Raw genomic sequence first — 18,909 nt, 5'->3', positions numbered from 1 at the left:
CCGTCGAAAGTGGACGCAAGACCGATTGCGCAATATTGTTTGCGTAACTGAGAGGCGGGCTCATGACCGACGAAACCGGGCGGATCAGAGAACTCGAGACCCTTCGGGTGATCGCTCATCCGCTCCGCGTGAGGTTGTACGAGCTACTGGCCACCGAAGGCCCGTCGACGGCCACCCAGTTGTCACGAAAGCTGTCGATTCCGTCGAACACCCTGAGCTACCACCTCCGTCAGCTCTCCAGCCACGACCTCGTGCACGAGGCCGACGACCTCTCTCGAGACGGGCGCGAACGATGGTGGCGCGCATCCCCTGGGGGGCTGCACTGGTCGGCCGAGGACTTCCCCGATTCGCCGGGGTCGCGCGCCGTCCTCCGAGCTGCAGAACACGTCATCGCGACCCGTCGAGTCGCGCGGCTCCGAGAATGGCTCGACTCGGGCTCGGCCGAGTGGGGACCTGCCTGGTCCGCCGCCGCTCGCAGCTCGGACTCCATGCTCACCCTGTCGCAGGACGAACTCGAGCAGTTCGGGGCCGAGATGGAGACCGTCGTTGCACGTTGGGTCGATCGTTCACGGGCCGCGAAGGCGACGCCACCCGACAAGGCCGCACCCGCCCGAGCACGGATCTTCACGTTCTTCCACGCCTTCCCGATCGGCTCGGAGGGTGGCGGTCCCGATGAGCAAGGAACCTAGGCGCGGCAACGCCGCACGGAAAAGGCCGTTCCAGCTCTACATCGGTGGTTTCGGGGCCTCCCTCATCGGCGATCAGATCTGGTTCGTCTCCCTGGCCTGGGCGGCGAGTCAGCTGGGCTCACCGGGCCAGACATCTCTCGTCATGGCCGCGGGCTCGGTTCCTCGAGCGCTGCTCCTGCTGGTCGGTGGGGCGGCGGCGGATCGCTTCGGGGCGCTCACGGTCGCGCTCACAAGCCAGATCGGCCGCATCCTCTTGATGGCGACCGGCGCGGTGCTCGTGTTCGTCGTCGGTGCCGGAGAGTTGTGGCCGCTGCTCGTGATCGCTTTGCTGTTCGGCGTGCTGGACGCGGCACACATGCCGGCCGCGGCCGCTCTCCCGCCTCAACTCCTCGAGCCGGACGACCTGCCCGCCGGGCAGGGGTTCGTCCAGTCCCTCGAGCGAGGAGCTCTCGTCGCCGGAGCGCCCCTCGGTGGCCTCGTCGTCGCGTTCGGTGGACTACCCGCCGCCATGGTCGTCAACGTGGCGCTGTTCTCGGTGGCGTGGCTCATGCTGCGGTCCCTCCGTCGAGTCACGGACCGCCCCGCGAAGCTCTCCGAGAAAAACGCCGTCGACGAATCGATCTGGGCCTCCTTGACGGGCGGGTTGAGGTTCGCGGCTACGGACAAGGCCCTGCTCAGCACGCTGATCGTCGTGACCGCACTGAACCTCGGCCTGGCAGGGCCGCTCAACGTCGGTCTCGTCCTCCTGAGCGGCGAGAGGGGCTGGGGAGCGGCGATGTACAGCCTGGTGTTGAGCGCCTACGCCCTCGGTGCCATCTCGGGTGCGCTGACCGTCGCATTCCAGAAGCGCGTCCAGCGCCCGGCCCTCGTGGCGCTCGTCTGGATCATGCTCGGTGGATTCGCCATCGGGCTCGTCCCTCTCGCGCCGAACCTGCCGCTCGCCGCGCTCGCCGTCGCGTTCGCCGGCTTCGCCTTCGGCCCGGGAAGCGCACTGCTCGTCGGCCTCATCCAGGCGCGAACAGAACGTCGATACCTGGGACGTGTCATGGCGCTCGTCAATTTCTCGGCACTCGGCCTCACCCCGGTTGCCTACGTCCTCTTCGGCCAGGGTGTCGCGCTGTCCAGCCTTGACGCCGCCTTCATGACGAGTGCAGGCCTCGTGGTCGTCGCTGCCGCAGTGGCCTTCTTCATCGGGCCGCTGCGTCGAGCCAGGCTGACGACGGACTAGCGGCGCGTGGTCCGCCTCCGCAGTCGTGGCGTTCGTGTTCGGAAGCGGCTTGCCTGCATCGGCCAACACGGTGGGGTCGGAGTCCGAGAGCAATTTCTACTCGATGATCTGAGGCGTCCGAGTGGTCGCGGCGCAACTAGGGTGAGTCCTCGTGACGCGCGCTTGATAGGGCAACACCTGTCGCCCACGTCTACCCTGGGCTGCATGACCGACCTGCCTGCCCGCACCCGTTTCGCCACCGTCGACGCCGAGCGCTCGGTCGCCTTCGCCGAGGCCGATCTCGAGGCTCCGGGGGAGTGGCAGGTCGTCGTGCGCATCCGCTACACGGGCGTCTGCGCCACCGACACGCACGGGTGGGCGTCGGGCGGGCTCATCCCCGCCGCGGTGTTCGGCCACGAGTGGACCGGCACCGTCCTCGCCGCCGGCAGCCAGGTCACGATTGTCGCCGTGGGGGACCGCGTCGTCGCCAGCGTCGGACCGCCCTGCGGCAGCTGCGCCATGTGCCGCGCCGGACACCCCGACCACTGCGACACCGCCTTCGCCGAAGCCAACGGCATCTCACCCGACGCCCCCACCCACGGAGCCTTCGCCCAGCACGTCACCGTCCACGAACGCCGCGTCCAACGCGCCCTCGACGGCCTCAGCGACGAACAGCTCGCCCTCGTCGAACCCACCGCCGTCACCTTCCACGCCGTCCGCCGCGCCGGCCAGCGCCTCGGCTCGGTCGTCGTGGTCCAGGGTGCCGGCCCCATCGGCCTGCTCACCGCCCAGCACGCCCGCCACGCCGGCGCCGGAGCCGTCGTCATCGTCGAACCCACGGAGGCGCGGCGCGAGACCGCCCGCCGCCTCGGCTTCACCGACGTCCACGCACCCGGCGAGGGCTTCACGGCTCGGGTGCTCGACCTGACCGACGGACTCGGCGCGGACGTCCTCTACGAGTGCACCGGCGCCTCCTCGCTGTTCCAATCCAGCGCCGAGCTGGTGCGCCGCGGCGGGACCCTCGCCCTGCTCGGCTACCCGATGACCACCTCCGAGGTCTCGTACGGCGACTGGCAGAGCCGCGAGCTCACCGTCATCGGCAGCCTCGCCTACACGCACTCCGACTTCGTCGGCGCGATGCGCGCGCTCGCCGACGGCTCGGTCGATGCCGGGCCGCTGATCACGGGGACGGTCGGGCTCGACGATCTGCCGGACCTCCTCGACGAGCTCGACAGCGGCAAGACCCAGCACGCGAAGGTGCTCGTCGCGCCGAACGGTTAGCCGTTAGCCTCACAGAACTACCTGCCATTGGGCTGCCGATCCTCGCATGGTCGAAGCGGTTCCGATCCGCGACGATCGGCAACTCGATCGTGTTGCAGTGAGGGCGACCCGCGCCTCCTGTTGTGACACCGCATGACACGTCTCTGCCGGTATCGTCTGGGTCACGACGACCACGCGGGGGAGCTTCATGCAGGACAACGACGTTCAGACGTGCGAATTCAATTGCCTCGATCGCGCAGCGGATCGACTCTTCGATGAAGCCATGGCCGTAGAGACCAAGTTCGGCGTGAACTTGACGGATCTGCTCGACAATCACGACGGGTGGTATCTCGAGCCCTCGGAAGACGGCATCAAGAAGTTCGTCCAAGGTCTCGGACTCGACAAGGAATCCGGCGTCTACGTACTTTGGCGGGCCATCGGTTTCTGCGACGTGCACGACAAGGAGGTCTACGACGCCGTCTACGTCGGGAAAACCGGAATCGGGATCGGCACACGACTGCGCAGACACCTCGAGGCCAAGCGTCTGGGAAACGGTATGCCGGTCGAGGTCACGACCTGGCGCGGCAGCAACAGGCAGGCGAAATTCGTGGAGCAATTACTCCTCGACATCTTTGCGTTCGAGGCGAACCGTCAGGAAAATCCCGGAACGGCGCGGTTGCACGTGACTGTGGACCCTGCCGCCTGGAACTAGTGGCAGCGGCGTAGGGACCGATCTGTGAGGTGCTCGTCACGGGGGAGTGACTGAGGTTCTTGGACACCCTGTCGATCGATCGATCGGCCTCGCCCGGTGCGGACGCCCCTGTGTCTTCTCAACCGATCGGTGCCCGGATGAAAAGCATCGCGACTCATCACGACTTGGCTCCGCGTCCACCGACCCGCGCCTCCTCGGGTCAGCGGTGCCCGGTCGCGCAGGCGTAGTCGTCGCCGAAGGCCTCGGTGACGCGGCGGATGGCCTCGGGCGTGCCCCACTGCTCGATCTGCTCGCAGGCGCGATCGGCCTGGGAGGCGTACATGCCGAAAGCGCCGACGTCGACGTACGTGTAGTCGTGTCCTCCGCCGGACCGGCTGCCGGTGCCGGGCTCGTCGGGCAGGTCGATGACGAAACCGTCGGGGAACCGCATCTCGACCCCGTGCGGTGCGCAGGCGGGGAGGGCCTCCGTCCTGAGGTCGGCCACGATCACCGGGTCGTACGTGGTGCACGAGGGGAGGCGCGCGTCGGAACCCGACAGCACGAGCGGCACGTCCGGGTCGGCCCGCACCGCGAGCACCAACAGCACCGACACGACGAGCAGTGCCGCGACGATGCCGGCCAGGACCTTCATGAGCTCACGCCTCGACGTCGAAGACGACGACGCGGGCGGACGCGTCACGCAGGTGGCTCGCCACCGGCAGGTGCGACGGGTGGGGCAGGTAGCCGTCCCGCGCCGCGGTGTCACGGAACCGCACCACGAGCATCCAGTCGAAGCCGGCCTCGAGCTGCTCGGGGCTGACGCTCTCACCGCTGGACACCGAGAGCACACCGTCGATGCCGGTCAGGTGCTCGGTCGACAGCCGCGACGCCTGCTCCGACGCATCGGCCGGGGCGGTCTCGGACCACTCGACCAGGACCACGTGCACGATCTCGTGCGCGTCGGCCCTCCGCTCGTCGGGACGTGCCGATTCGCGCGCTGGGCTCGCGTCGTCGTACCGCTGGTCGAGAGGCATGCCCCGATCCTACGGAGGCGCGGTGCGCGACGATCGCGCACCGCGCCTCCTGCGGTCGGTCCGGGCTCCGCCCGTGGCGTCACCGCTTGATGATCGGGTCCACCTGGGCCTTCATGAAGTTGGCGGTGATGGTCTGCTCGCTGCCGCGTAGGTCGCGTCGGCGGGGACGTACACGAAGCGCAGGGGGACGGCAGTCCCCTTGAGTCCCTCGGTCGGGACGAGGAAGGGTGCGGCATGGTCGGCCCGGGAAGCGCACGTGACCGAGGGCAACAGGTACGACAGCGAATGGCCGGGCTGCAGGTGTGAGCGGCTACAGGGACCTGAGGAGAGTGGCCATCTGCTCGATCTGCGCCGTCTGAGAGGTGACGATGTCGTTCGCCATCTCGACGGCCTGCTCGTGGTGCGGAAGCATCATCTGAGCGAACAGGACGTCCTGGTCGGCGAAGTCTGCGTTTCCGGCGCTCGCTCCGGGGCTCGCCGAAGCCGGAGCAGAAGCCGACGTCGACGTCGACGTCCGTGATGAGCTCTCGGTGGTGTCGGCGCAGCCGGCGAGTGCCAACGAGGCGATGACGGCGGTGGTGCCGAGGACGAGAGTCGTGGTGCGGTTCATGGTGTGCCCCTGGGGGTGAGGAGCCGGGCGGCGCTCGTGCCGGGGGAGAGGTCGAGGCGGCGGAGCAGTTGCGCGTTCGCTGCGACGACGATCGTGGAGGCGGACATGAGCAGTGCCCCGATCGACATGGGCAGCACGAAACCGACGGGAGCGAGCACGCCCGCGGCCAACGGCACCGAGAGGAGGTTGTAGCCGGCGGCCCACCACAGGTTCTGCGTCATCTTGCGGTAGCTGCGACGGGACAGCTCGATGACCGACAGCACCGAGCGGGGATCGTCCGACGCCAGGATGACGCCGGCGGAGGCGATCGCGACGTCCGTCCCCGCACCGATCGCGATGCCGACGTCGGCCTGCGCGAGAGCCGGGGCGTCGTTGACGCCGTCACCGACCATGGCCACCGCGTGCCCCTCGGCCTGGAGCTGCGACACCTTCGAGGACTTGTCCTCGGGGCGCACCCCGGCGAAGTAGCGATCGATGCCCAGCTCGCGAGCGACCGAGGCGGCGACGGCTTCGGCATCACCGGTGATCATCACCGGTTCGACACCCGACGCTTTCAGGGCGCGGATGGCATCGTGGGATTCGGGACGCACCTCGTCGGCCAGGGCCAACGCCCCCGCGACGACCCCGTCGACCAGGACGTGGAGGATGATCGCGCCGTCGTCGCGCCACGAGTCGGCGATCTCGAGTTCGCGGGCGTCGTTTCGGTCGAGCAGTGCCGGGCCGCCGACCTCGACGTGACTGCCGTTCACGGTCGCGGCGACCCCGACCGAGGGCGACGACGAGAAGGCGGTGGCCTGGCCGAGACTCAGCGCACGGTCGGACGCCGCGGCCACGATCGCCGTCGCCAGCGGGTGCTCGGAGTCCTTCTCCGCTGCCGCGGCGTAGGCGAGGAGATCGTTCTCGGTGCGCTTGCCGGTGGTCGCGATCGCCGTGACGGCCGGTGTGCCCCGGGTCAGGGTTCCGGTCTTGTCGAACACGACCACGTCGACGGTTCGCATGCTCTCGAGCGCCAGGCGGTCCGTGATCAGGACTCCGCCCCGGGCCGCTCGTTCGGTGGCGATCGAGACCACCAGGGGGATGGCCAGGCCCAGTGCGTGGGGGCACGCGATCACGAGGACCGTGATCGTGCGGACGACGGCCTGCTCGGGGGATCCGACCAGGCTCCACACGACCGCCGTGACGACTCCGGAGCCGAGGGCGAACCAGAACAACCAGCCCGCGGCGGTGTCGGCGATGCGCTGCGCGCGAGAGGACGAGGCCTGCGCCTCGGTGACGAGCCGCTGGATGCCGGCGAGGGCCGTGTCGTCGCCGATCGCCGCGACGCGCACCCTCAGACCGGAGTCCGTGGCGACCGTTCCGGCGATGACGGGATCACCCTCGTGTCGTTGCACCGGTCGGGACTCGCCGGTGATCATCGACTCGTCCATGCCGGCCGTGCCGGAGACGATCTCGCCGTCGACGGGAACCCGGCCACCAGGACGCACGACGACGACGTCGCCCACCACCAACGCCGACGGGGCCACCGTCTCGGTGTCCTCGCCCACGACGCGTTCCGCTTCGTCGGGCAGCAGCGCGGCGAGCGAGTCCAAGGCGCTGCTCGTCTGGGCGAGGGAACGCATCTCGACCCAGTGACCCAACAGCATGATCACGACCAGCAGCGCCAGCTCCCACCAGAAGTCGAGCTGATGGTCGAGCAACGAGAGACTCGCACCCCAGGACGCCACGAACGCCACGGTGATGGCGAGCGCGATCAGCAGCATCATGCCGGGGGTGCGCGACCGCAGCTCGGAGACGGCACCGGTCAGGAACGGGGCACCACCCCAGAGGTACATGACCGTTCCGAGCACGGGTGAGATCCACGACACCCAGGTGGCCGCGGGCAACGAGTAGCCGAGCAGCGTGGCGAACAGGCTCGAGAACGCGACCACCGGGACGGCGAGGACGAGCATGACCCAGAACAGACGTCTGAACCGACCGGCGTGGTCGTGCATCGGCTGTGACAAGGCTGCCGCCCTTTCCCTCGACGTGGGCGTGGAGAACGTCCTGTGAAGGAGTCCAAGCTATACCCCATGGGGGTATATTCCCCCGATGTCGGAGACGACGACTCGGGCGGACGCGTCGCAGTGAAACTGCAGGAGGCGCGGGTCACGTGACCCGCGCCTCCTGCGGTCAGCGGCTTCCCGCGGGGCCACCGGGGCCGACAGGAGGCAGGGCCTTCTAGGCGTCGGCTTTCTCGTCGTGCCCCTGGTCGCGCGTGGCCTGCTCGTCGGCCTCGGGCTGGACGGGGATCGACCCGGTGGTGGCATCCGTGTACCAGTCGGTGAGGGTGGGGTCCTCGGTGTCGAGCCACGACCCGGCCCCGTGCTCGGGGTCGCTCTGGCTCGCGCTGAACACGAAGTCGTCACCGTGCTCGGCGATGCCTGCCCTGACTCCCTCGGCGATGGCGGCTCGCGCATAGCGGTGGCGCAGCATGTACGGGTCGGCCCGGAGGTCCTTCGCCCAGGCCCACATGATGGCGAGCACGACGAAGGCGAACGGCAACGCGGTCACCACCATGATCGCCTGCAGCCCGGACAGCGAGTCCTGCCCGCCGGCGAGCAGCAGCGACGCCGCGATGAGGCCGAGCATCAGGCCCCAGAAGATCGTCACCCCGCGGGTCGGCTCGGGCCGGCCCTGTTGGCTCATCGAACCCATGACGATCGAGGCCGAGTCGGCGCTCGTCACGAAGAAGATGACGATCGACAGCAGGGCGACGATGCTCGTGATCGTGCCGAGGGGCAGCTGATCGAGCATCGTGAAGAGCATCGCCTCGGGCGAGCCGGCCTCGCTGATGCCGCCACCCTGCGACTCGAGCCACATCGACGTACCGCCGACGATGCCGAACCAGAGCAGGCTGACGATCGAGGGCACGACCACGACGACCGTCACGAACTCACGCAGGGTGCGGCCGCGCGAGATCTTGGCGATGAACATGCCGACGAACGGCGTCCACGACACCCACCACGCCCAGTAATAGGTGGTCCATGCCTGCATGAACTCTTGCGTGTCGGCACCGTTCGCGTTGTTGCGCATGAGCATGGTGCCGAGCTCGCTGAAGTACGTCACCGCTGCGGCGGGGATCAGATCGGCCAACAGCAGCGTCGGCCCGGCGACGAGAACGAACAGGCCGAGGAGGCCGGCGACGACCATGTTGACGTTCGAGAGGATTCGGATGCCTCGCTTGACGCCCGACACGGCCGAGATGATGAAGAGCGCGGTGAGCACCGCGATCGCTCCGATCAGGAACCCGTTGCCGAGCTCGCCGATGCCGGTGACCATCTCGGTGCCGGACGCGATCTGCAGGGCGCCGATGCCGAGCGACACGGCCGTGCCGAACAGCGTGACGACGATGGCGAAGATGTCAATCACGGGGCCGAAGACGCCCTGCGTCCGCTGCGAGAACACCGAGTCGAAGATCGACGAGATGAGCGGGGCGCGCCCCCGTCGGTAGGAGGCGTAGGCGATCGCCCCACCGACGAGCGCGTAGTACGCCCAGGCCATCGGGCCCCAGTGCAGCAGCGTCTGCGCGAGGGCGGTCTGCATGGCGTCGACGCTGCCGGGCTCGACGTCGAAACCGTGTGGTGGGGTCAAGAAGAAGGTGAGGGGCTCCATCGGGCCGTAGAAGAGCAGGCCGATTCCGATGCCGGCGGAGAAGAGCATCGCGATCCACGAGACCCGTGAGAACTCGGGCTTCTCGTCGTCCGCGCCCAGGCGGACGCCGCCCGTGCGGCCGTAGCCGACGACGAGCATGAAGCCGGCGACGAGGATCGTCAGCACCGTGAAGAGCCAGCCGAAGCTCTCGGTGACCCAGTCGAGCGAGGCCGCCCCGACGGTCGAGATGGAGTCCGGCGAGATGATCGCCCAGAGGATGACCGCCACGGTCAGGGCCCCGGCGATGCCGAGAACGGTCCGCCTCGTGCGGAAAGTGCGACCCGTCGACTCGACGCCGATGCCGGGGATCAGGGCGGGGTGCATCGGGTCCGGGTCGATCACCTCACGGATCACGCGCCGCACGGGGCGGCGGGCGGCGGGTGGCGGGGTGGTCCTGTCGTCGGGTCGCGACACGTGAGGGTTCCTGTCGTTCGAGAGCGGGGCAGCCGCCTACGTTAGCGGCATCCTGCGACGAGGGCGGGCGCCCCCGCGGTGCAGGGGCGCCCGTCGACAGGCCGAACGAGAGTCGCCTAGCGGCGCACGGCGTCGATCTTCAGCATGCGCGCGATGACCGAGTCGAGCTGGCTGTCGTCGAAGATCTTCTTCCAGTCGTCGCGGACGATGGACTCGCGGCCGTAGTCCATGGCGATGTGGCAGGCGTCGCTGAACGGGTTCGAACCGCGCAGACCGTTCGTCAGCGCGATCCAGGTGTGGCCGTAGAGCATGGCGCGGGCGGCCTCGTAGGGGACCCCGACGCCGCCGACGGTCTCTTCGAGCGCCTCCTTCAGGAACGCCCCGATCATGCAGGCCATCGTCTCGACCAGCGTCGGCTCGAGCACGGCCAGCTGCTTGACCGTCACGTAGTGCACGGCGATGACGGGCGCGTAGATCGTCGAGATGACCTGCGTCATGAGTTCGCGGACGGGCGAGTCCTCGGCCACGCCCTCGAGCGCGGCGACGACCTCCTGCGGGGCGGCCACGCCACCGAAGGTGTCGGCCCACTCCTCTTTCGTGGTCCGCTCGAGGAACACGCTGGGGTGGCAGGGGTGCGCCACCGCGTAGTGGATGTCCTCGCGCACGGCGAGAAGGCCCGCGTACGCGGCCGCCGGGTCGAGGGTGAGGATGACGGCGCCGGTCTTCATCGCCGGGACGACCTGCTCGGACACCGTGCCGAGGACCACGTCGGGTACGGCGAGGATGACCACGTCGGCGTCCGCCACGGCCACGTCGGTCGCGGTGACCGTGCGGCCGAGCGACTCGATCAGCTCGACGCCGGCGGGCGACGCCTCGCTGTAGAGGGTCGTGTACGCGCTCTTGGCGAGGTTGTTCGAGACGCGCTGGCCCATCTTGCCGCCGGCGCCGATGACGGCGACGGTGACGTCGGCCGAGCCCTGGCCGTCGGCGTACGTGACGGTGCTCTCGGGGGCGGTCGTGTCGAGGGTGTCAGTCATTGTTCTTGCTCCTTAGTTCAGAGATGGTTCGTGTCGTCCACTCGGCTTCGAGCCGCGTGGTGGTCTCGGGGTCGCCCTGCCAGGGCAGCCAGTGCTCGACGACCTGGTTGACGCTCGTCGCGCCGCCGTCGCGCTCGTCGAGCGCCGCCCGGATGCCGTCGTAGTCGAGCCGGCCCTCGCCGAGCGGGGTGCTCGTCAGGGCGAAACCCACCCAGCCGTCCTTCCGCGAGAACGCGAAGTCCTTCACGTGCCAGTTCGCGACGAACGGCAGGCAGCGGGCCGTCACGTCGGCCGGATGTTCGAGGTTCGCCACGGTGTTCGCCGGGTCGAGCACGATGCCGAGCCGTGGACTGGCGACCGCCCGGACGACGGCCACGAGCTCGGTCGAGGCGACCTGCTCGTAGGTCTCGAGGGCGAGGGTCACCCCCGCCTTCTCGTACTCGGGCAGCACCTCGCGCAGGCGACGCTCGGTCTCGGCCGCGTCGGGACGGTCGTCGCCCGCCGTCCACATGCTGCGGACCACGGAGGCGCGCAGCGCGACCGCGAGTCGCAGCCACGTCCGCAGGACGGTCGGCCCGGTGCCCCGGGTGCCGAGTTCGAGTGTCAGCCCGAGCTCGTCGGCTAGGTCGCGCAGCGTGGCGAGCTGCTCGTCGCCGTAGCCGGTCAGGGCCTCGTGGTCGCAGATCTGGAACAGCCGGACGCCCTGCGCGGCCGTGTCGCGCAGCATGTCGTCCAGGGTCATCGGCTGCGGGACGTGGTCGCTGCCCCGCCAGAAGTACGCGTACGTGCTGAGGCCGATCACGACGCCACCTCGTCTCGGAGTTCGGTGTCGGCAGTCGGCGCCTCGTCGAGCGCGAGCGCCTCGTCGAGTGCGAGCGCCTCGTCGAGGATGCGCTCCACCGCGGAGGCGTCGTGGGCGAAGCGACCGAGGAACAACCCTCGGACCTGGCCGCCCAGACCGGTCAAGAGCCCCGGACCGGCGCTGCCGCCGTAGATCACCCGGCTGCCGGCGCGGTCGGGCAGCCCGGCGAGGTGTCGCTCGACGGCCGCGACCACCGCGGTGATGTGTCCCGCGGACGCCGGGACCGGAGCGCCGATCGCCCAGAGCGGCTCGTACGCGACGACGAGGGCACCCGGGAGGCCGGCCTCGTCGGCCGCAGCCAGGGCGAGGTCGATCTGCTCCGTCACCTCGAGTGCCGCGAGGGCGGGCGACGTCTGATCGGCCTCACCCACGCAGAGCAGCGGGGTGATGCCGTGGCGCAGCGCCGCCGCCGTCTTGGCCGCGACGACCGCGTCGTCCTCGTGGAAGAGAGTCCGTCGTTCGGCGTGGCCGATCTCGGCGAGGGTGCAGCCGATCTCGGCCAGCTCGACGCCGCTGACCTCGCCCGTGAAGGCGCCGGTGTCATCGGTCGCGAGGTCCTGCGCGCCGAGGCGGACCGAGGTGCCGGCCAGCGCCTCCTGCACGGGGACGAGCGACGGGAACGTCGGCGCGACGAACAGGTCGACGACGCCCCGCCGGACGGCCGGGTGGCGCCGCGCGATCTCGGCCAGCTCGGTGCTCCACGCGAGGGTCCTCGCGTGCGAGAAGTACATCTTGAGGCTCACCCCGATCGTGAAGCGGGCCGAGGAGGGCCGGACGGGTGCGGTCACCAGGTCGCTCACGCCGCGTCGATGCCGACGGGCTCGCCCGACCCGTCGTAGCCGCAGATGGCGGCGACCTTCTCGGCCGAGGCGCTCGAGGTGTCGAAGCGGTAGGTGAGGAACTCCTTCGCCAGACGGCGCATGAGCTCGACGCCGATCACGCGCTGGCCCATGCAGAGCACCTGGGCGTCGTTCGAGAGGACGGCGCGTTCGACCGAGAACGTGTCGTGCGCGGTCACCGCCCGGATGCCGGGCACCTTGTTGGCCGCGATGGCGACGCCGAGTCCGGTGCCGCAGATCAGGATCGCGCGGTCGGCGCGGCCGTCGGCGACCATGCGGGCCGCCTCGACGGCGACGTGCGGGTAGGCGGTGTGACCGTCGGAGGCGACCCCGACGTCGGTGACGCTCGCCACCCCGTCGTTGGCCTCGAGGTCCGTCTTGAGGACCTCTTTGTAGTCGTACCCGGCGTCGTCCGATCCGACGACGATGCGCAGCTGGTCAACCATGGTGGTGCCTTTCGTGGAGGGTGGGGAGGGAGGGGTCACGCGGCGGGCTGCGGCGCGAGGACGCGCCCGACGGCCCGCGTGATGAGCCCGAGCGAGGTGGCGCCCGCGTCGGGTGTGCCGAGGCTCTTCTCGGCGTGCGGCCGGGCGCGGCCCATCTTGGGCAGGAGGTCGGCGGTCGCCGCGGCCGCCGTCACGGCCACCTCGGCCGCGGTGGCCCAGGCCGTGGCGAGGTCGGCCCCGTCGTCGACCGCCGCGGTGAGGGCCGCTTCGAAGGGGACGAGCACGTCGACCATGGTCTTGTCGCCGACCGTGGCGCCGAACTCGAGGATCGCCTCGGTCGCGGCGGAGACGCCGCGGGACACGGAGGCGCGGTCCGGGGCCGCCTCGTCGCCGACGGCCGCGCCGAGGCTCGCGAGGGCGGCGCCCCAGAGGGCCCCGGAGGTGCCCCCGGCCCGATCGGACCAGGCGTCGCCGGCGAGGTCGAGGACGGTGCCCGCCCCCGCGCCGGCGAGCACGGCCTCGCGAGCGGCGGAGACGGCGGCGTGGACCCCGCGCTGCATGCCGATGCCGTGGTCGCCGTCCCCGGCGACGGCGTCGATGCGTCCGAGCTCGTCGACGTTCTCCTCGACCGTGGTCCGCACCGCCTCGAGGGCGCTCAGCACCAGCTGGGCGGCCTGCTGCGACGCCGGGGTGGCGGGCGGGATCGTGACCGCGACCCGCGCCTCCTGCTCGGCGTCGTCCGCCCGCAGCGCGACGTCGACGGAGCCCTTCTTGTAGGCGGGGGCGTCGACCGGGGCCGCCCAGAGGCGCTCGAGTTCGTCGTCGAGCCAGAACAGGGTCAGCGAGACGCCGGCCATGTCGAAGCTCGTGACGAGCTCGCCGACCTCGGGTTCGACGACCTCGACGCCCGCCTCACGCAGCAGGGCGTCGACCCGGGCGTAGACGACGAAGAGCTCCTCGTACTTGACCGAGCCGAGTCCGTTGAGCAGCACGGCCACCTTGCGCCCGCGCGCCTCGTCGACCCCGTCGGGCAGTTCGTCGTTCGCGAGCAGCGCCTCGACGAGCAACTCGGCGAGGCCGTCCGCCGTGGGGACGTCGGTCTCGCCGATGCCGGGCTCGCCGTGGATGCCCATGCCGACGGCCATGCGGCCCTCGGGCACGGTGAAGAGCGGTTCGTCGGCTCCGGGCAGGGAGCAGCCGGAGAAGGCCACGCCGACACTGCGGGTGCGTTCGTTCGCCTTGACGGCGACGCGGACGACGTCGTCGAGGTCGGCGCCCTCTTCAGCGGCGGCCGCGGCGGACTTGAAGACGGTGAGGTCGCCGGCGATGCCGCGACGCTTGTGCTTGTCGGCGATCGGCGCGCTCGAGATGTCGTCGGTGACGGCGACCGTGCGTGTCTCGATGCCCTCGTCGATCAGCTTCTGCTGGGCCTTGTCGAAGTTGAGGACGTCACCGGCGTAGTTGCCGTAGCTCAGCAGGACACCCCCGCCGTTCTGGGCCGACTTCGCCACCGACCTGACCTGCTGCCACGAGGGCGAGGCGAAGAGGTTGCCGAGGGCGGCGCCGTGGGCGAGCCCTTGCCCGACGAGTCCGCCGAAGGCCGGGTAGTGACCCGAGCCACCGCCGACGACGAGCGCGACGCTGCCGGGGGCCGAGCGGGTCGCCCGGACCACGCCGCCGTGGACCCGTCGCACCCAGCGCTGGTTGGCGGCCACGAAGCCGTCGATCATCTCGTCGGCGAAGTCGCCCGGATCGTTGAAGAGGCGTGTCATGAGAACTCCAGGAGGCGGTGGTCCGGTCGACGGCGCGCGGACACGACGACGGGGTGCGGAGAGGGGCGGGGCCCGGGTCGGTGATCGTCCGGGCCCCGCAGGGGAGAGGGGCGAGCGTCGGTCAGTCGAGCCCGGCGGTCGCCGCCAGGTCGGCCTGCTCGCGGGGGCTGAGGGTGCCCTCGGGCTTCTTCATCCGGCTGAGCGCGATCATCAGCGCCGCCGACAGCAGCATGAAGAACCCGACGATGAACATCGGTGCCCGGTAGTCGCCGGTGACGTCGGTGACCAGGCCGGTGATGTACGGGGCGCTGAAGCCGGCGAGGTTGCCGACCGTGTTGATGAGCGCGATGCCCGCGGCCGCCGCGGCGCCGGTCAGGAACTGCGTGGGCAGGGTCCAGAAGTTGGGCAGGGCCGCGAAGATCGCCATGGCGGTGACCGCGATCACCGCGATGGTGAGGGCGGGGGACTGCGCGTACAGCGCCAGCGGGATGCTCAGACCGCCCACGACGGCGGGGATGACGATGTGCCAGGTCTTGAGGCCGCGACGCGAGGCGTCACGCGACCAGAAGTACAGGGCGATGGCCGCGGGGACGTAGGGGATGGCCGTGATGAAGCCGCGCTCGGTGACGGTGAACTCGGTGCCGAACTGCTCCTGGAAGCCGCCGATGATGGTGGGCAGGAAGAACGCGAGCGCGTAGAGGCCGTAGATGAAGCCGAAGTAGATGAACGAGAGCATCCAGACACGGCCGTTCTTGAAGACGACGCCGAGGCCCGGGTGCTTGCCGGTGGTCGAGACGGCACCCGTCTTCGTCGAGGCTTCCTTCACCAGCGCCTGGGTGAGCCAGACCTGCTCCTCCTTCGTGAGCCACTTGGCGTCCGCGGGCTTGTCCTTGAGGTAGAACCAGGCGACGATCCCGACGACGATCGCGGGGATGGCCACGCCCATGAACATGAAGCGCCAGCCCTCGAGGCCGAAGAAGATGCCGTCGTGGCTGATCAACCAGCCGGCGAGCGGGGCGCCGATGACGGTGGTCAGCGGCTGCGCCAGGTAGAAGAGGGCGAGGATCTTGCTGCGGTGGGCGGCCGGCACCCACAGGCTCAGGAAGAGGATCGCGCCGGGGAAGAAGCCGGCCTCCATGACGCCGAGCAGGAAGCGCAGTGCGACCAGCTGCTCGAAGTTCTGCACCCAGGTGAAGAGCAACGCCACGATGCCCCAGGTCACCATGATGCGGGCGAGCCACTTGCGGGCACCGAACTTGTGCAGGGCGAGGTTCGACGGCACCTCCAACAGGATGTAGCCGATGAAGAACACGCCGGAGGCGAAGCCGAACTGGGCGGCCGACAGGGCCAGGTCGGACTCCATGCCGTTGGGCGCCGCGAAGCCGATGGCGGTGCGGTCGAGGTAGTTGATGAAGAACATCAACGCCACGAACGGGACGAGCCGGACGGCGACTTTCTTGATCGCGGACTTCTCGACCGCGCTCTGTGGCGCGCTCGTTCGGGTGGTGGTGTCCACATCGACTCCTTCGGATCTAACGACGTTGTTGGATGACGCCTTCGACCGGTGCCGGTGGCGCGCAGGGACCATCGTGCCTTTTTCCCCGATATCTGTCAACCGGTTGACCAATTTAGCGACGTGACGAGACGGAGGGAGCGCCCGAAGAGGTGGACCCCTGGGCCCCGCTGACTAAGCTCGCACCGTGCCGGCATACCCAGAGAGCGACCCCACGAGCCTCGATCTCGAGCTCGAGATGGTCCCGCGCGGCACGGCGGTCAGCGAGGTCGTCAAGCAGCTCGTGGCCCTCCTGACGGCCGGCGAACTGACCCCCGGGTCGCGCCTCCCACCCGAGCGGCAGCTCGCCGAACGTCTCGGCGTCGGACGGTCGGCCGTCCGCGAGGCCCTGGCCGCCCTCGAGATCCTCGGCATCGTCACCGTGCGTCCGGGCTCGGGCACCTACCTGCGCGACCAGACCTCGGAGTTGCTGCCGACCACCCTCAGCTGGGGTCTCATGCTGAACGCGGCACGCACGCGTGAGCTCATCGAGGTCCGGGGCGGGCTCGAGATCCAGGCGGCGTCCTACGCCGCCGAGCGGGCCACGGACGCCGACGTCGAGAAGCTGCGCGCTTACATCGAGGTCATGGCCTCGTCGCTGGAAGACCTCGACGCCTTCCTCCAGGCGGACATCAGGTTCCACCTGCAGATCGCCGTCAGCGCCGACAACGTCGTGCTCAAGGACCTCTTGCAGAGCACCCGCTCGTTGCTGCGGTTGTGGGTCGAGCGGGGGCTCAGCGAGAAGGACCAGGCCGAGGCCGCCTACCGCGAGCACCGTGCGGTCTTCGAGGCGATCGCGGCCCGTGATCCCGACGCCGCGCTCGCTGCGATGCGCGACCACATGGCCACCGCCGCCGACCGGGTCCGGAGCGCGACGGTCGCGTAATTCGTGTCACAGGCCACAGGCCACAGGCTCGACTGAGGCGGGTGAGTCGTGCCGATCTCGCCTACTGGACCGGTGAAGACGGCCGGCAGGTAACGACCCTCGCACGCTGGTGGTCACGTTCGTCGTCGCGCTGGGCGTCTGCACCGGGGTCGCCGTCGTTCTCGGTCCTATCGGCATGGCCTGAGTCTGCGAACTTTTCCTCGACGGCGGACTGCGCGTGCGGGGAGCCCTCAGGTCTTCGTACTCATGTTTCTCATTAAATCTCTTGCCCATCAGGCAACCATTGCCTACATTGGAATCCTGAAATATCAACTGGATGAACATTGGAGCCTGATGACATCACGCGAGTCCATTCGCTTTGTGGCGCCCGTGGCCACGATCGCTCTGGGGGCCTGCCTATTGGCTGCGCCTGCGCACGCCCTCTCGACAAGCCCCCACGACACAGCGGCAGCGGCAGTTTCTGCTGTCGCCACCGTTGCCCCACCGGTCGCCTCGCCTGCCCAACTCTCGACAGAAGCACAAGGGTCTGGGCTCGCTGGAACAGCTGGGCCAGTCGATGTCGACCTACCCGCCGATCCGACTAAAGGTATCGGTGTTGACAGCGGCCTCGACCTCAGAATCGGGCTGCCCTTCGATGAACAAGCGGGCGACCCCGTTGTCGTCGACTCGAGCACGCTGGTCATCGACAACAAGAACGGGTCGTCGTCGGTGCCGAGTGTCCGCGAGGATGGAACTGTCCGTATCGCCACTGTAATTGATTCCCCAACCGCCCCTTCTCGTTACGAGTATCCGTTGGTGCTTCCAGCCGGCGGCAGTCTTGCTCTGGGGGACGATGGCGGAGCCATCATCGTCCTGGCCGATGGAACCCAGCTCGGCCGGTTCGACGCGCCGTGGGCTTACCAAGCCGATGGAACTGCCGTCGATACCTCATTCGAGATTTCTGGGACGACACTGACGCAGGTCGTCCGCCACGACGCCGGCATGGCTTACCCGGTGATCGCAGACCCGTCGTATAAGACCACCACGTTCTACTGGTCCAGGGCGACGGTCGAAAACATGTTTGCAAGGAAGGGCAATGTCGGTCAATTTTGCAGGGTCGTTCCGACGAGCTATCTCGTGGGCGTCGGCTGCGGCATCACTCCAGCGTTAGACCAGGCGATCACCCAGGCCCACTACCAAAGAAAACGTATCAAGGCAGTGTTCTACAACTGCGCAGCGAACTACTGCAATTACTACAAGTTCTTTGTCATCGCGTAGTCAGGACAGTCCTCATGACCCTTCGCATCACCTCGGCGACGACCAAGGTCGGCCTCGTCTTGGCGGTCGTCATCGTCGGATTCGGGCTCGGCCTTAGCGTGGCCCTCGTTTTCGGTGAGACGGCGACGCTCGTCGTCACCCTGGCGCTGTCGGTCGGCACCAGCCTCTTCTGCGCGCGGGTGTTCAGGGGGCCGGACGAACCCGTGGGTTCGGCACGACCTGCGTGGCAGCTGACCGGGGGCCCTGCGTCTAGCGTCGTGTTGGCCGTGTTCTTCGGGCTCAGTGGGCTGAGCCTGCTCATACCCGCCGCGGTCCATGTCGAGACGGCCACATCGATGGTTGCTGGCGTGGTCTACGCCGGCCTCGGCCTGGCCTATCTCTTCTCGGGCTGGAAACAGCGATCTCGCCAACCGAGCGTCGAGCGACATGTCGTCGCGGACGACGGGTGAGCGTCGATGACGCGATGCGATGCTGGGGACCTGTCCCGCGCCTCCTGCGGGCGACGACGGCCCGCCTCCGCCGGGGTTAGCCGTCGATGCATCGAAGCCCTCTGTCGAACGGTCGACCCGGAGGGAGCCGGGACGGTGTCGGCGCTCGTCCGCATCACGTCGAAGATCTCGGTGTCGGCACCCCGGCTCGTCCGGAGTCGTGTCGAAAACGATG

At 69.1% G+C, this 18,909-nt stretch carries 18 protein-coding genes; 7 read left to right on the top strand and 11 right to left on the bottom strand.

Annotated elements, in window-relative coordinates; genetic code table 11:
• Window positions 1-62: 62 nt before the first annotated feature.
• From HRF36_RS06915 to HRF36_RS06900, 4 genes are all read left to right on the top strand, one after another.
• The gene (locus tag HRF36_RS06915) at window positions 63-689 is read left to right on the top strand and encodes a transcriptional regulator (RefSeq protein WP_173208339.1); all 627 of its coding nucleotides are present in this window, start codon (window positions 63-65) and stop codon (window positions 687-689) included.
• On the top strand, window positions 673-1,917 hold the full coding sequence (locus HRF36_RS06910) for an MFS transporter (RefSeq protein WP_173208336.1): 1,245 nt from the start codon (window positions 673-675) through the stop codon (window positions 1,915-1,917). The genes HRF36_RS06915 and HRF36_RS06910 overlap by 17 nt, the downstream gene beginning before the upstream one ends.
• A 204-nt stretch (window positions 1,918-2,121) precedes the next feature.
• On the top strand, window positions 2,122-3,177 hold the full coding sequence (locus tag HRF36_RS06905; RefSeq protein WP_173208333.1) for a zinc-binding dehydrogenase: 1,056 nt from the start codon (window positions 2,122-2,124) through the stop codon (window positions 3,175-3,177).
• A 187-nt stretch (window positions 3,178-3,364) separates the two neighbouring features.
• Window positions 3,365-3,868, top strand: coding sequence for a hypothetical protein (locus HRF36_RS06900; protein WP_173208330.1), 504 nt, complete (start codon window positions 3,365-3,367; stop codon window positions 3,866-3,868).
• 199 nt (window positions 3,869-4,067) lie between these two features.
• On the opposite strand, the gene HRF36_RS06895 is transcribed toward HRF36_RS06900, so the two are convergent.
• From HRF36_RS06895 to HRF36_RS06845, 11 genes are all read right to left on the bottom strand, one after another.
• On the bottom strand, window positions 4,068-4,499 hold the full coding sequence (locus HRF36_RS06895) for a hypothetical protein (RefSeq protein WP_173208327.1): 432 nt from the start codon (window positions 4,497-4,499) through the stop codon (window positions 4,068-4,070).
• A 4-nt stretch (window positions 4,500-4,503) separates the two neighbouring features.
• The gene (locus tag HRF36_RS06890) at window positions 4,504-4,881 is read right to left on the bottom strand and encodes a Dabb family protein (RefSeq protein WP_173208324.1); all 378 of its coding nucleotides are present in this window, start codon (window positions 4,879-4,881) and stop codon (window positions 4,504-4,506) included.
• A gap of 310 nt (window positions 4,882-5,191) precedes the next feature.
• On the bottom strand, window positions 5,192-5,491 hold the full coding sequence (locus tag HRF36_RS06885) for a DUF305 domain-containing protein (RefSeq protein ID WP_173208321.1): 300 nt from the start codon (window positions 5,489-5,491) through the stop codon (window positions 5,192-5,194).
• On the bottom strand, window positions 5,488-7,482 hold the full coding sequence (locus HRF36_RS06880; RefSeq protein WP_173208318.1) for a heavy metal translocating P-type ATPase: 1,995 nt from the start codon (window positions 7,480-7,482) through the stop codon (window positions 5,488-5,490). Before HRF36_RS06880 ends, HRF36_RS06885 begins: the two co-directional genes overlap by 4 nt.
• 226 nt (window positions 7,483-7,708) lie before the next feature.
• Window positions 7,709-9,595: a BCCT family transporter gene (locus HRF36_RS06875; RefSeq protein ID WP_371740065.1), complete on the bottom strand. Its 1,887-nt coding sequence runs from the start codon at window positions 9,593-9,595 to the stop codon at window positions 7,709-7,711.
• Window positions 9,596-9,711: 116 nt separating this feature from the next.
• On the bottom strand, window positions 9,712-10,632 hold the full coding sequence (locus HRF36_RS06870; protein ID WP_173208316.1) for a phosphogluconate dehydrogenase C-terminal domain-containing protein: 921 nt from the start codon (window positions 10,630-10,632) through the stop codon (window positions 9,712-9,714).
• The gene (locus HRF36_RS06865; protein ID WP_371740064.1) at window positions 10,625-11,434 is read right to left on the bottom strand and encodes a sugar phosphate isomerase/epimerase family protein; all 810 of its coding nucleotides are present in this window, start codon (window positions 11,432-11,434) and stop codon (window positions 10,625-10,627) included. The genes HRF36_RS06870 and HRF36_RS06865 overlap by 8 nt, the downstream gene beginning before the upstream one ends.
• Window positions 11,431-12,294, bottom strand: coding sequence for a triose-phosphate isomerase (locus HRF36_RS06860; RefSeq protein WP_371740063.1), 864 nt, complete (start codon window positions 12,292-12,294; stop codon window positions 11,431-11,433). The genes HRF36_RS06865 and HRF36_RS06860 overlap by 4 nt, the downstream gene beginning before the upstream one ends.
• Window positions 12,291-12,779 (bottom strand): ribose-5-phosphate isomerase, encoded by a 489-nt coding sequence (locus HRF36_RS06855; RefSeq protein ID WP_173208314.1) that lies wholly within the window; start codon window positions 12,777-12,779, stop codon window positions 12,291-12,293. The genes HRF36_RS06860 and HRF36_RS06855 overlap by 4 nt, the downstream gene beginning before the upstream one ends.
• Before the next feature lie 35 nt (window positions 12,780-12,814).
• Window positions 12,815-14,551: a dihydroxyacetone kinase family protein gene (locus tag HRF36_RS06850; RefSeq protein WP_173208311.1), complete on the bottom strand. Its 1,737-nt coding sequence runs from the start codon at window positions 14,549-14,551 to the stop codon at window positions 12,815-12,817.
• A gap of 121 nt (window positions 14,552-14,672) precedes the next feature.
• On the bottom strand, window positions 14,673-16,067 hold the full coding sequence (locus HRF36_RS06845; RefSeq protein ID WP_371740062.1) for an MFS transporter: 1,395 nt from the start codon (window positions 16,065-16,067) through the stop codon (window positions 14,673-14,675).
• A 184-nt stretch (window positions 16,068-16,251) separates the two neighbouring features.
• Here HRF36_RS06845 and HRF36_RS06840 point away from each other — a divergent pair, with 184 nt between their 5' ends.
• The 3 genes from HRF36_RS06840 to HRF36_RS06830 all read left to right on the top strand — a co-directional run bounded on the left by HRF36_RS06840 (window position 16,252) and on the right by HRF36_RS06830 (window position 18,695).
• Complete coding sequence (locus tag HRF36_RS06840; protein WP_371740061.1) at window positions 16,252-16,989, top strand: FadR/GntR family transcriptional regulator; 738 nt, start codon at window positions 16,252-16,254, stop codon at window positions 16,987-16,989.
• A 246-nt stretch (window positions 16,990-17,235) separates the two neighbouring features.
• Window positions 17,236-18,246, top strand: coding sequence for a hypothetical protein (locus HRF36_RS06835; protein ID WP_173208305.1), 1,011 nt, complete (start codon window positions 17,236-17,238; stop codon window positions 18,244-18,246).
• Window positions 18,247-18,260: 14 nt separating this feature from the next.
• Entirely contained in the window at window positions 18,261-18,695 is a 435-nt protein-coding gene (locus tag HRF36_RS06830) for a hypothetical protein (protein ID WP_173208301.1), read from the top strand.
• Window positions 18,696-18,909 lie beyond the last annotated feature (214 nt).

Source organism: Frigoribacterium sp. VKM Ac-2836 (assembly GCF_013248995.1).
Classification (GTDB): domain Bacteria; phylum Actinomycetota; class Actinomycetes; order Actinomycetales; family Microbacteriaceae; genus Frigoribacterium.
This window is presented reverse-complemented; position numbering and strand designations above follow the sequence as displayed.